At 38.6% G+C, this 11501-nt stretch carries 11 protein-coding genes; 10 read left to right on the top strand and 1 reads right to left on the bottom strand.

The genetic code is table 11. From position 1 onward, the window contains the following. Positions 1–28: 28 nt before the first annotated feature. The 4 genes from UMU13_RS08300 to UMU13_RS08315 are packed head-to-tail and all read left to right on the top strand — an operon-like array spanning position 29 to position 3790. Entirely contained in the window at positions 29–1174 is a 1146-nt protein-coding gene (locus tag UMU13_RS08300; protein WP_328218381.1) for an ABC transporter substrate-binding protein, read from the top strand. Further along, on the top strand, positions 1174–1959 hold the full coding sequence (locus UMU13_RS08305; RefSeq protein WP_328218383.1) for an ABC transporter ATP-binding protein: 786 nt from the start codon (positions 1174–1176) through the stop codon (positions 1957–1959). The genes UMU13_RS08300 and UMU13_RS08305 overlap by 1 nt, the downstream gene beginning before the upstream one ends. Continuing rightward, on the top strand, positions 1947–3104 hold the full coding sequence (locus UMU13_RS08310; protein ID WP_328218384.1) for a phenylacetate--CoA ligase family protein: 1158 nt from the start codon (positions 1947–1949) through the stop codon (positions 3102–3104). The genes UMU13_RS08305 and UMU13_RS08310 overlap by 13 nt, the downstream gene beginning before the upstream one ends. A gap of 8 nt (positions 3105–3112) precedes the next feature. Beyond that, entirely contained in the window at positions 3113–3790 is a 678-nt protein-coding gene (locus tag UMU13_RS08315) for a CBS and ACT domain-containing protein (protein WP_328218385.1), read from the top strand. An 8-nt stretch (positions 3791–3798) separates the two neighbouring features. On the opposite strand, the gene UMU13_RS08320 is transcribed toward UMU13_RS08315, so the two are convergent. Then, complete coding sequence (locus tag UMU13_RS08320; protein WP_328218386.1) at positions 3799–4236, bottom strand: TlpA family protein disulfide reductase; 438 nt, start codon at positions 4234–4236, stop codon at positions 3799–3801. 393 nt (positions 4237–4629) lie between these two features. Here UMU13_RS08320 and UMU13_RS08325 point away from each other — a divergent pair, with 393 nt between their 5' ends. The 6 genes from UMU13_RS08325 (at position 4630) to UMU13_RS08350 (ending at position 11499) form a co-directional block, all read left to right on the top strand. Next, entirely contained in the window at positions 4630–5703 is a 1074-nt protein-coding gene (locus UMU13_RS08325; protein ID WP_328218387.1) for a TRAP transporter substrate-binding protein, read from the top strand. A 110-nt stretch (positions 5704–5813) separates the two neighbouring features. After that, positions 5814–6359, top strand: a complete 546-nt coding sequence (locus tag UMU13_RS08330; protein WP_328218388.1) for a TRAP transporter small permease subunit — start codon at positions 5814–5816, stop codon at positions 6357–6359. Continuing rightward, positions 6359–7702, top strand: a complete 1344-nt coding sequence (locus tag UMU13_RS08335; RefSeq protein ID WP_328218389.1) for a TRAP transporter large permease — start codon at positions 6359–6361, stop codon at positions 7700–7702. Before UMU13_RS08330 ends, UMU13_RS08335 begins: the two co-directional genes overlap by 1 nt. A gap of 227 nt (positions 7703–7929) precedes the next feature. Further along, the gene (locus UMU13_RS08340; RefSeq protein ID WP_328218390.1) at positions 7930–9027 is read left to right on the top strand and encodes a TRAP transporter substrate-binding protein; all 1098 of its coding nucleotides are present in this window, start codon (positions 7930–7932) and stop codon (positions 9025–9027) included. Between the two features lie 555 nt (positions 9028–9582). After that, a complete protein-coding gene (locus UMU13_RS08345; RefSeq protein ID WP_328218391.1) occupies positions 9583–10302 on the top strand; it encodes a TerC family protein in 720 nt (239 codons plus the stop codon). 12 nt (positions 10303–10314) lie between these two features. Beyond that, positions 10315–11499, top strand: a complete 1185-nt coding sequence (locus tag UMU13_RS08350) for an HD domain-containing protein (protein ID WP_303701805.1) — start codon at positions 10315–10317, stop codon at positions 11497–11499. The last annotated feature ends 2 nt before the right edge of the window (positions 11500–11501 follow it).

An 11501-nucleotide genomic window follows, 5' to 3' on the forward strand; every position in this document is an offset into this window, starting at 1 on the left:
AAATAAAAAGTAATATGGAGGATGCAAAATGAAAAGATTGTTACTGGTAATTGTAATGTTAGCTATTTTCAGCGGAGCTGTATTTGCTGAACCGATTAAAATTGGTGCACTTTTTGATTTAACCGGAGGAACTGCTGATGTAGGGAAGCCTTACGCTGAAGGTGTCAGAGACTGTGTGCGATGGTTCAATGAGGAGAAAAACGGGATCGATGGAAGGCAGATTGAGCTTTTAGGTGTGGATTATGCCTATAAAATACCGCAGGCGATAGCGGCTTATAAGAATTTTATGAGGCAGGACGTTGTAGCTGTGCACGGCTGGGGAACGGGTGACACCGAAGCTTTGACTAAATTTGTCAGCAGGGATAAAATACCCTATTTTTCAGCTTCCTATTCTGAACATTTGACAGATCCTGATAAAGCACCTTACAATTTTCTCGTGGGTGCCACATATTCAGATCAGGCCAGAATTGCTCTGAAATATATAAAGGAAAACAGCGAGGAAGACACTGCTGCTTTTATCTATAATGACTCAGGTTTCGGCCGATCACCATTTTTTCCGGATGCAGAAAATTATGCAAAAAAGATAGGCGTGGATGTTGTTGATACGGAAATTGTAGGCCTGAAGGCTCTGGATGCCACAAGTCAGCTTTTGAATATGCAGAAGAAAAATCCGGCTTATGCTTTGATTCAGGAAACATATATGGCTACCTCAACCATATTAAAGGATGCTCAGAAGCTGGATCTCGATACAAAATTTATAGGACTTAACTGGACTTTCGGAAAAACACTTATCGAACTGGCAGGAGAGGCAGCCAATGGCTTTTATGGAACAAACTCTTTTGCAATGTGGAATCAGACAGATGTGGAAGGTATAAAATTTCTTCATGAGCTTAATGCCAAATATCACCCGGATGTTAAATACAGAGCTGTGAATTATGTTCAGGGTTTTTCCTCAATGTATGTTCTTCTTTCTGCACTTGAGAAGACAGAAGGGGAGTTAACAGGAGAAAATATAAAGGCTGCACTTGAATCAATGAAGAATTTTTCAACCATGGGGCTGACAGCGCCTGTCAGTTTCAGTAAAGACAGCCATAAGGGTGTCACCGCCCTTAAGCTTTATCAGATTCAAAATGGCGAAATTAAATCGGTTTCAGACTACATATCGGCGGATTGATGTTAAACGTTAATAATATCGAAGTAGTCTACAATGATGTAATACTTGTTTTAAAAGGGCTCTCCCTGAATGTGAGGGAGGGCTCTGTTGTTTGTCTGTTGGGCTCTAACGGTGCCGGCAAGACTACAACACTTAAGGCTGTGTCCGGTCTTCTCGATTCAGAGGATGGAAGAGTAACTGACGGTGAAATTGTTTTCATGGGGGACAGGATTGACAACAAGGACGCCGCCGAGATTGTTAAAAAAGGGATTTTTCAAATAATGGAGGGGCGCAGGGTTTTTAAAGATCTTAATGTGGAGGAAAACCTCATTGCCGGAGCTTACACGAGCCCTTCAGCCAAAGTAAAAGATTATATTGATAAGGTATATACATATTTCCCGAGATTAAAAGAGAGAAGAACACAGTTAGCCGGTTATATGAGCGGCGGTGAACAGCAGATGCTTGCCATAGGCAGAGCGCTCATGGCTGAGCCTAAGCTGATATTAATGGATGAGCCTTCACTCGGTTTGAGTCCGCTGCTTGTTAAAGAGATTTTCAACATTATTAAAACATTACGTGAAAAGGAGAATGCTTCCATACTTCTGGTGGAGCAAAATGCAAATATGGCTTTAGCCGTATCCGACTATGGTTATATTATGGAGAACGGTAAAATAGTTCTTGAAGGTACATCGGAAGAACTTGTCAAAAATGAAGATGTAAAAGAATTTTATCTTGGCTCCGGAGCCGGAAGAAAGCGTTTCAGAGATGTAAAACACTACAGGAGACGTAAAAGATGGCTTTCTTAGGAAATTTGAGAAAATTATTGTCTTTTCTGAATGACGGCATTGAAAACCCTGAAATAATAAAGTTTTTGAAGAAAAGAGGGTTGAAGGACGGCCCTATTAGCTCATATGAGGATTTTTGCAGTATAAAACCTCTCACCAAATTCGAGTTATCACATATGCAGCAGCAAAATCCTCCTTTTGCCGGATTAGTGGACATGGAAATCGTTAGTAAGATATATCTCTCACCGGGACCGATTTTTAATTCTAAAGTTGCTGAATTTAGTCATTACAGATTTTATAAGGCTCTCTCAAAAGCTGATTTTAATAAAAACGATATCGTTTTTAATGCATTTTCCTATAATATGTCACCGGCCGGGGATATGTTTGACGAAGCGGCCAGGTATCTAGGTGCGGCCGTTATCCCTGCAGGCCCTTCAGAATCTCAAAAAGCTGCGGAAATAATTGAGAAAACCGGTGCAACCGCTTTTACCGGTACGAGAACATTTTTGTTTAATATATTAAAACACCTTGGAAATAAGAGCCGGCTGAAGAAAGCCTATCTGATTGCAGAAAAAATGACTGAAAAAGACAGGGAGCTCTTTGCATCAAAATACGGAGTGCAGGCATATCAGGGTTACGGAACTGCTGAAGTTGGGTTGATTGCAACTGAATGCTCAGAAAAACATATGCATCCGGATATAGATATTTTTTTGGAAGTTTTAGAGCCCGGGAATTTTCAACCTGTTGACTTAGGGGAAACGGGGGAAGCTGTAATTACTTTTATGAATGGCAAGCTCCCTTTTGTCAGATTAGCCACGGGTGATTTGACAATTGCAGAAAATCAGGAGTGTGGCTGCGGCAGTGATGAGGGATTTATAAAAGGAATTTTCGGCAGAAGCGACAGCTCGGTAAAAGTTAAGGGTATCTTTGTGCATTACTGGCAGTTTCAGAATTTTTTGGAAGAAAACGGTATTAATGGAAAACTTGTTGTTGAAACTACAGGGAATAAGGATGTTCTCAGAATGATATCAAACATCGAAAGCGAAGGTGATTTGAAACAAGATTTTCATAAAAAATTCGGTTTAAAACTGGAAAGTATAGAGATGGATAAAAATTTAGAAGAAAATGGTATAATTGATAATAGAGACAGGTTAAAGCAGAGCTGAGGTGATTTATGTTTGTAAAAGACTGGATGCAGACGAATTTAATTACAGTTAACGAAGATGATACGATTCTGGATGCCGTTCACCTGATGAGGGAAAACAGAATCAGAAGGCTGCCCGTACTTAAAAAGGGGAAACTTACAGGTATTATCACTGAAAAGGATATAAAAGAATTCTCACCTTCCAGAGCCAGTACACTTGATATCTATGAAATGCACAATATTTTGGCTAAGTCAGTGGTAAAAGATGCCATGACCAGTGATGTGATCAGCGTTAGTCCTGAAAATCCCATTGAAAGAGCCGCTCTGATATTACGCGATAAACGTTTTGGCGGATTACCCGTTGTGGATAGTGATGGCGAGCTGTGCGGTATAATCACCTCTGTTGATGTGTTTGATGTTTTTGTTGAGGCTATGGGGATGAGAAAGGCGGGTGCCCGAATTACGATTTTTGTTGAGGACCAGCCGGGGGCAATTGCTGAGATAGCAAAAACAATCAAGAAACACAATCTTAATATTATCAGCCTGGCAACATTTTACTTTAAAAACAAACCGGAAGGTTTCAGGGACATTGTAATAAGGCTGAGCGGGAATGAAAATGAAGTTCAGTCAGCTTCTGATGAGCTTCACGAAAACGGTTTTGAGGTGACAAGTCTTTTATTTCTGGATGCTGCAAATATCGTGAAGTAAAGAGCTTTCTATCCGGGAAGCATTGTCTTTAAATCCTGAAATGTTTTACACCCGGGTGAGATATCGTCCATTCTGCCTTTTTTATCAAAAACAGCGGTTATGGGAACCATCCTGATATTCATTTTTTCTTTAAGGCTGTCTGTTATAAGATAGGTTTTGAAAGGGAATTTATTTTTTTCAGTAAAAACTCTGACAGTCTCTTCTGATTTATCGATTGCAATGCCGATAATCTTAACTCCGTTGTCAGTAAAGTACTTGTAATTGTTTTTGACGGCTGTAAGTTCTTTGAGGCAGTATGGGCAGTAGGTCGCCCAAAAAATGACAACAGTTTTTCCATTATGGCCGGCTACTTCTTTTTTAAGTTTTTTATACGTAATATTTGATACTTCTGCATTTACTAAACCGGCTGCCAATAAAATTATAAATAAAAAAATAGATTTTTTCATCTCTTCACCTGTTTTTTAGAGGGATAATACATTTAATTATAAAAAAATAAATACTAAATATTTTTGCCTCCCTCCCACTTTTTTAATAGCATGCCAAATTCAGTAGTTTACAGGGTCTCAAGTATTCAACCATTTCAACTACCTCTAACTACCTCTAACTACCTCCCTCTACTTATCACGCGCCAAGGATTACGTATATAAATGCGAAAATTTTGGAAGATTCGTATATATCATGTTAAATATTTAATTCTGAGTGTACAGGGTTAGTTTCACTTAAATAAATTAAAAATTAATAAAATTCTTTTTTGTTTTTAAGTATTTTTTTCTAAATATTGACAATAAAGAAAATAATAGTATAGTGGGGTTATTGAAAATTTAACAAAGGAGTTGCTTATGAAAGTATTAAGAAATCTGTTCGTTATTATCTTTTTGTTTGCCGTGTTTATCCCCTTTGGCAATGCTGAGGAAAAAAGGGTAAGGTGGAAACTTGCAATGACATGGGGTCCGACGCTTCATCCGTTTGTTGATACTGTGGAAAATATGGCCGATATGGTCGAAACAATGAGCGGCGGCAATTTTGTCATACGAATCGATGCTTCAAACATCCATAAGTCACCGTTTGGAGTATTCGATATGGTAAAACTCGACCAGTATGAAATGGGGCACACCGCTTCATACTACTGGAAAGGAAAAGATATGTCATTCCTTCCTTTGACAACAATGCCTTTTGGGATGACAACTCCTGAGCAGTATGCCTGGTTTTATTATGGCGATGGTATGGAACTTATGCAAAAAGCTTATGAAAAAAACGGTATGCTCTCTTTTCCCGGCGGTAATACCGGAAATCAGATGGGGGGTTGGTTCCGCAAAGAAATCAATTCTCTGGATGATTTAAAGGGGCTAAAAATGCGTATTCCGGGGTTTGCCGGTCAGGTTTTGGCAAAGCTGGGCGTTACTGTTACCAATATTCCTCCCGGTGAGCTTTATACTTCTCTGGAGAGGGGAACTATTGATGCTCTTGAATGGGTTGGCCCCGGTATGGATATAAATATGGGATTTCATAAAATTGCACCATATTATTATACGGGCTGGCATGAGCCTGCAACTGAGCTGCAGTTTCTTGTAAATAAGAAAGCTTATGATAAGCTGCCTGAGAAATATAAAGAAATATTAAAAGTGGCAATGAAAACGGCAGCTTACGATATGTACATTCAGAATTACCATATGAGTGCAAATGCCTGGTCTACAATGAAGGAAAAATATCCGAATATCAAAGTAAAAACGTTTCCTGATGAAGTACTAAATGCAATGAAAGCTTCATACAATGAGCTGCTAAGCAAATATAAAAAAGAGAATGCTCTTTTTAAGGAGATTATGGAGTCCAAGGAAGCTTATCTGAAAAAAGCACGTGACTGGACTTATATCTCCGATTATCTCTATTTGAAATCCATGTCTGACACAGAATAAGTTTATATTGTTACAATTCAAAAAGGGGCTGTAAAAAAGCCCCTTTTTTACTTTAAAAAATACTGCTTTTAGTATATTACTTTTATGAATCCAAACTAAGGTGTATTAATATGCTTATAAAAATTGAATCTTTCTTTAACATGATTTCCAAATTTCTGGGTTATCTGACAGCTTTTGCGACAGTCTTAATGGTTATAAATGTTTTTGTTGATGCAATGGGGAGATATCTCTTTGACTGGGGGTCGGTGGGGCTGCAGGAGATGGAATGGCATTTGCTCTCTGTTGTTATACTTTTGGGCATACCTTATGCTCTGATGGAAGAGGGTCATGTTAGGGTTGATGTTATTTATGACAGGCTGGGGCATAGAAAGCGGGCGGTTATAAATATCATTGGAACGATTATTTTTATAATGACTTTTTCACTTCTTATTGCCTCGGGCTCCATAAGTTTTGTAGTCGAAGCTTTTGTATCCGGTGAAACAAGCAATGATCCTGGAGGTCTGCCATACAGGTGGATAGTAAAGAGTCTGATACCTTTTTCTTTCTTTTTATTAGCTTTTATGAGTATCGGGTATATTGTTAAAAATATTAACCTTTTCCGATATGGTGACGGTTTTCAAAAAACACAAAAAGATGATATCCAGGAGAACTTATAATGGTTGGTATTGTTATGTTTTTCGCAGCACTGCTGCTGCTTTTATTCGGGTTTCCCGTTGCATTTACATTTGGCGGTGTTTCTGTAATTTTTGCAGTAATACATGGTCTTGTTGAGGTTATACCTTTCGGAGGCACGATTTGGGAAGGGGTACAGGAAGGGATGAGTATGTTTTCTTTTATGCCCTTTCGTTTGTATGCAATAATGACAAATAAGCTGCTGATGGCTGTCCCTCTTTTTATCTTTATGGGACTTATACTGCAAAAATCCAACTTGGCTGAAAGGCTGCTGGAGTCTATGGGCTCACTTTTTGGAAATATGCGGGGCGGTATGGCTATCAGTACGGTCTTAGTGGGTGCACTGCTTGCAGCTTCCACCGGAGTTGTCGGTGCCAGTGTTGTTGCAATGGGAATAATTTCCCTTCCTGTAATGCTTAAGTACAATTATAATAAAGAACTTTCTACGGGTACAATATGTGCTGCCGGCACATTGGGCCAAATTATTCCGCCTTCAATAGTTCTGATTATTCTCGGAGATGTTTTCCAGCTTCCTGTGGGAGATGTGTTTAAAGCTGCTTTCATCCCCGGATTATGGCTGGTGGGATCTTATCTTGTTTACATAATTGTTATCTCTTTTTTTAAAAAAGAGGTGGCACCTCCCATTGTTCTTGAAAACAGAGGCAACAAAATTCAGCAGATTATTAAAGCGCTCATTGATATTCTTCCGCCGTTGATACTCATCGTCCTTGTTTTAGGCTCTATCTTTGCAGGCATTGCAACTCCGACTGAATCTGCAGCGGTGGGTTGTTTCGGAGCAGTCATACTGGCATTGCTTTACAGACAGTTTTCTTACGGAATGGTTAAGCAGACAGCTCTTGAAACGGTTAAAATTACAGTAATGGTCTATACAATCCTTATCGGCGCTACTGCATTTTCAATGGTTTTTGTCTATACGGGCGGAGATGCTATTGTCAGGGATGTGCTGCTTCAGCTTCCCGGTGAGAAATACGGGTTCATTATTTTTTCAATGATAGCTATATTAATTCTCGGCTTTTTCATCGATTTCATTGAAATTTCATATATTATTGTTCCAATTCTTCTTCCTGTGGCTGATCATATCGGATTGAATCCGTTATGGTTTGCAATATTGATTGCAATGAATCTTCAGACGTCGTTTTTGACACCTCCTTTTGGATTCAGCCTGTTCTACCTGAAAGGGGTTTCTCCGCCTTCTGTCAGAACCGTTCATATATACAGAGGGGTGGTACCGTTTATTACAATCCAGGTTATTGTACTGCTGATTTTGGCATTTTATCCTCAACTGTTTTTTCTGAGCTCCGGATAGACGTTGCTGATGTAAAGAGTGAAATAGTGAAATGGGGAAATGGAGAAGTGGGGAGATAGAGAGATAGAAAGTAGTGCTTTGTTGAGTGGTATATTCGTATATTGGTTAATTGGGCATTGAACATTGAACCTTAACCTTGAATTTTTCACATCACGGCTTTTTAAATTTTGAGAGTTTGGCAAGACTTTTTGTTTGAAAAATATAATAATTATAATATAGTAATAAAAATGTTTTTGGAGGATTTTATGGGAATGATGAAAAAATTGTTGTACTCTATGCTTATTATCTTGCTTGTTGCTTCTGCAGGGTTTACAGCGGAGAAAAAAGTTCGATGGAAACTGGCAATGACCTGGGGACCAACACTGCATCCGCTTTCTGATACTGCGGAGCATATGGCGGAAATTGTTAAGGAACTCAGTGACGGTAATTTTGTAATTAATATTGATGCTTCCAATGTGCATAAAGCCCCTTTCGGTATTTTTGATATGGTAAAACTCGGTCAGTATGAAATGGGGCACACCGCTTCATATTATTATAAGGGCAAAAATATTGCTTTTCTGCCCCTTACTACCATGCCTTTCGGTATGACTGCTCCGGAACAGTATGCATGGTTTTATTACGGAGGCGGAGTTGAGCTTATGCAGGAAGCTTACGCTAAGCATGGAATGCTGGCTTTCCCCGGTGGTAACACGGGAAATCAGATGGGCGGATGGTTTACCAAGAAAATCAATTCTCTGAAGGATCTACAGGGGCTGAAAATGCGTATTCCCGGATTTGCCGGTCAGATTATGTCCAAACTTGGTGTTACGGTTACCAATATACCTCCAGGTGAGCTTTACACAGCACTTGAAAGGGGCACAGTTGATGCTGTTGAATGGACAGGCCCCGGTATGGACATAAACATGGGTTTTCATAAAATTGCCAAATATTATTATACAGGCTGGCATGAGCCGGGTTCTGAAGTGGAATTTCTCATAAATGAAAAGGAATACAATAAATTGCCTGAAAAATATAAAAAGATACTCAAAATAGCTATGAAAACAGCGGCGTACGATATGTATATTCAAAGCTATGAAATGAACGCCGAAGCGTGGCAGCAGATGAAAGAAAAGTATCCTGATATTAAGGTGAAAGTATTTCCCGAAGAAGTGCTTAAAGAAATGAAGACTGCTTATGACAGTTTGGTTGCCAGTTATGAGAAAGAATCTCCGATGTTCAAAAAAATTATGAAGTCTAAAAGGGCTTATCTGGATAAAGTGCGTGACTGGACTCATATATCCGACTACTTATACCTGAAGTCAACATCAGAATCCAACCTAAAGTAATAGAAGTAGTTGAGGTAATTTAGAGGTTGTTAGCAGGGTGAGCTTGAGAGTTTGTGAATATAAAACATGTTTGCATAACTATTTTTAATATCTTATGCCACATGTAAGAAATCTCTCCGCTCACCTGCTCATACTAAACAGATACGCAGATATATTTGATCTAATTAAAAAAATACCCCCTCTCAACCGAGTACTTAGCACATCAGTTTTTATATGCTCGGTGCTTGAATAGGATGGGGTACATAAAAATATTGTTTATCAAAAAGATCTCTCGGCTTATATACTAATAAATTATGCGTATCTGCTTACCTCAATATAGAAATTAAACTTATTTAAATGAAAAATGATCATTGATCAAAAATTTTCATGGGCACAGCAACAACTTTTTATAAATACATACAGCATCAGTAATATGCACCACTTAAAATACCTCAGCTACCTCAAATACCTCTAAATACCTTTAAATACCTCAACTACTTTTTAATATTATTAACAATCCCTTGCATATATATAAGGCTTTTGATTATAATGCCATAAATACAGCAGGAGGAAATAGTGGATATTTTACTGGATCCTAATATTTGGGCAAGTCTTCTTACGTTAACGGTTCTGGAACTTGTGTTGGGAGTTGATAATGTAGTGGTAATAAGTATTTTTTCATCAAAATTGCCGGTACACGAGCAAAAAAAAGCACTAAAACTCGGTATAACCATAGCACTATTAACCAGAATTCTTATGTTATTGAGCCTTTTTGCTCTCAGTAAAATCACTCAGCCTTTATTTTCCCTTTTCGGTAATACGTTTTCTGCAAGAGAGATTGTCCTGTTAGGAGGCGGGCTGTTTTTGCTGTTCAAGGGTACCAAGGAAATACATGCTTTGGTGGAGGAAGACACTGAGGTAAAAGAGGAAAAGGTCCTGGCGACCATGGGAAAAGTTGTCGCACAAATCGTTCTTATGGATCTTGTTTTTTCTCTGGATTCTGTAATTACCGCAATCGGTATATCAGATAATGTTATTATAATGATAATTGCTATAAGTATAGCCATGGTTTTGATGTTAGTTGCTGCAGAATCAATTGCGGGTTTCATAGAAAAACATCTTTCTATAAAAATGCTTGCTCTTAGTTTCTTGCTCTTAGTGGGAGTCAGTTTGGTGGCAGAGGGATTTCATTTTGAAATTCCCAAAGGGTATTTGTATTTCGGCATGGGTTTTTCCGGTTTTGTGGAAATAATGTCTTTAGTAGCTAAAAAGAAAAAGAAAGAATACGCGCATTAATCGGGGTAGGCAATGATTAAAAAAGGCTTGATAGACAAGATATTTGATGCAGCAAACATCAAAAGATGGAATGACCACGTTACCCCCATGGATTTAACCGAACTCGACAAACAGGCTCATAAATTTATAATAGCTTATCTTCTGGCTAAAAATGAAGAGCATGAGAGGAATGTCAGAATAGACTGGATTGCATTGATTGAAGGGGGAATTCATGAGTTCCTTCACAGGGTTCTTCTTACAGATATTAAGCCTCCCGTTTTCCATAAAATGATGAAAGAAAAAGGGGATGAGCTGAACCGCTGGGTAATAGATAATCTACGGGAGGATTTGATTGCAACTGATGAAAATTATTTTGACAGATTTGTAACTTATCTCAGCCAGAAAAAGGATGCCACCAGAGAGAAAAAAATACTCAATGCAGCCCACTATCTTGCGACCAATTGGGAATTCAGAATTGTTTATAATTCCAGCCCTTTTATCTACGGTATTGAAGGGACGAAAAGTGATATAGAAAATCAGATTGAGGATTATTACGATTTGATCGGGGTTCAGAAAATTTCACTAAGAAGGAAGTCTTTTGGCTTTGTTGACTTGTGCGGTCAGTTGCGTTTTCAGAAACGCTGGGCTCAGGTTCCCAGAATTCCTGAAACCTCGGTGTTGGGACATATGCTTCTGGTTGCTGTTTTTTCTTATTTCGGCTGTCTGAAATTAAAAGCTTGCCCTAAAAGGATATACAATAACTTTTATACATCATTATTTCATGATTTGCCGGAAGTGCTGACAAGAGATATTGTCTCACCTATTAAGCAGTCTGTTGCCGGACTGGAAAAAACAATAAAGGAATATGAGGAAATCCAGATCGAACAGCGTATATTGCCGCTTTTGCCCGAATATATGCATGATGAAATCAAATTCTTTATAACGAAAGAGTTTTCAAATAAAGTAAGATTAAACGGCAAGATAGTGTACGATATCGATCAGCAGACTCTTCATGAAAGCTATAATGAAGACGGTTTTGATCCGGTGGACGGGGAACTCCTTAAAACATTCGATATTCTGGCGGCATATCTGGAAGCGTGCAAGTCCATACAATACGGTGTCAGCCCGAGTCAACTGACCGATGCCAGGGAGAAAATTGAAAAATCCCTGAAAGGCAATGAAGTCCTTGGCCTGGATTTAACAGAATTTTTTGAATGATG

It is taken from the genome of Flexistipes sp. (assembly GCF_036172515.1).
Lineage (GTDB): Bacteria > Chrysiogenota > Deferribacteres > Deferribacterales > Flexistipitaceae > Flexistipes.

Excerpts from the sequence above, each read along its gene's own strand:
- UMU13_RS08330 (WP_328218388.1), top strand. The coding sequence starts at position 5,814 with ATGCTTATAAAAATTGAATCTTTCTTTAACATGATTTCCAAATTTCTG.
- UMU13_RS08340 (WP_328218390.1), top strand. The coding sequence starts at position 7,930 with ATGTTTTTGGAGGATTTTATGGGAATGATGAAAAAATTGTTGTACTCT.
- UMU13_RS08350 (WP_303701805.1), top strand. The coding sequence starts at position 10,315 with ATGATTAAAAAAGGCTTGATAGACAAGATATTTGATGCAGCAAACATC.
- UMU13_RS08320 (WP_328218386.1), bottom strand. The coding sequence starts at position 4,236 with ATGAAAAAATCTATTTTTTTATTTATAATTTTATTGGCAGCCGGTTTA.
- UMU13_RS08335 (WP_328218389.1), top strand. The coding sequence starts at position 6,359 with ATGGTTGGTATTGTTATGTTTTTCGCAGCACTGCTGCTGCTTTTATTC.
- UMU13_RS08305 (WP_328218383.1), top strand. The coding sequence starts at position 1,174 with ATGTTAAACGTTAATAATATCGAAGTAGTCTACAATGATGTAATACTT.
- UMU13_RS08310 (WP_328218384.1), top strand. The coding sequence starts at position 1,947 with ATGGCTTTCTTAGGAAATTTGAGAAAATTATTGTCTTTTCTGAATGAC.
- UMU13_RS08325 (WP_328218387.1), top strand. The coding sequence starts at position 4,630 with ATGAAAGTATTAAGAAATCTGTTCGTTATTATCTTTTTGTTTGCCGTG.
- UMU13_RS08315 (WP_328218385.1), top strand. The coding sequence starts at position 3,113 with ATGTTTGTAAAAGACTGGATGCAGACGAATTTAATTACAGTTAACGAA.
- UMU13_RS08300 (WP_328218381.1), top strand. The coding sequence starts at position 29 with ATGAAAAGATTGTTACTGGTAATTGTAATGTTAGCTATTTTCAGCGGA.